Here is a 941-nt window from a genome sequence, read left to right as displayed (position 1 = left end):
ATTGAATCGATTTTAAACGCATTGGAATTTGCTTAAAACAGTAGCATACGTTACTACAAAAAATTAAAACGATTCCAACCATGGAATAAGTTCTCAGAATCATCTGGCCAAAAGCTGTATCCGGCGTTTGGATCATGAAATAAGCTATAACACTTATGATTAGGCCAGCAACAAAATATCTGCTAAACCATATATTTGATTTCTGTATTAAATTCACTTAACTAGTCCTGCTTCTCGATTTTATTGGTAATAAACCACCATATTCCTAGTCCTGATCCTATGCCAAATAAAAGTAATATAATGATATTAACAAATGGCATGTATGAGTCATGAGTTGGATCAAGGCTGGGTGAACTGCGGGTTACATCACAATAGTTTGATTGTGATAATGGCCTATAGCTGCGTTTTGGGTTTGTAATCTCAAAGCCACTAGCCCACATCCCAAGCTTACGTAATTTTGCCCCATTCATTTCAGGCTCATATTGCGGTGAGTCCGACCAAGCAAGTCCGTGAGCCACTAGACTATGATTAAGGTTCTGGCCATTCAGGTACACATCAGCAATTACACAAGACGTGTTAATGGATTGCTTTGTCTGCACGATCACTGTTTTTAAAAGTAACTGGTCTTTTAGTTGTAGGTTAATTAGGGAACCTTCGGGATGTTCAATTGAAGGAATTACAACATTAGAAAGTTTAACGGGGACTGCCCGTTGTGACGTTTGGACTGTCAAAATCCCTCTGGGGCTGACTTCAATAATAATCCCTTTAAAATCTGCATAGCTAGCGGATGGAATACAAAAAAGGGAAAGTCCGGATAATGCCAGTGCCAAATTATGCTGTCTAAACACATCCTTAAACATAAATTCTTATCAGTAAAATAAAATAAATATTATCATATCTATTGAATTATTGCATTTAATAATTAATTTTATATTTAATAC

At 36.1% G+C, this 941-nt stretch carries 2 protein-coding genes; both read right to left on the bottom strand.

Annotated elements, in window-relative coordinates; translation table 11 throughout:
- A partial coding sequence (locus BKE30_RS16440; RefSeq protein ID WP_227518425.1) for a hypothetical protein occupies window positions 1-217 on the bottom strand: 217 nt, incomplete at its 3' end.
- 4 nt (window positions 218-221) lie between these two features.
- Entirely contained in the window at window positions 222-860 is a 639-nt protein-coding gene (locus tag BKE30_RS15470; RefSeq protein ID WP_076879450.1) for a thermonuclease family protein, read from the bottom strand.
- Window positions 861-941 lie beyond the last annotated feature (81 nt).

The sequence above is a fragment of the Alkanindiges hydrocarboniclasticus genome (assembly GCF_001982605.1).
Taxonomy (GTDB): Bacteria; Pseudomonadota; Gammaproteobacteria; order Pseudomonadales; family Moraxellaceae; genus Alkanindiges; species Alkanindiges hydrocarboniclasticus.
The sequence above is the reverse complement of the archived record's forward strand: the minus strand, read 5'-3'. Positions and strand labels throughout refer to the sequence as shown.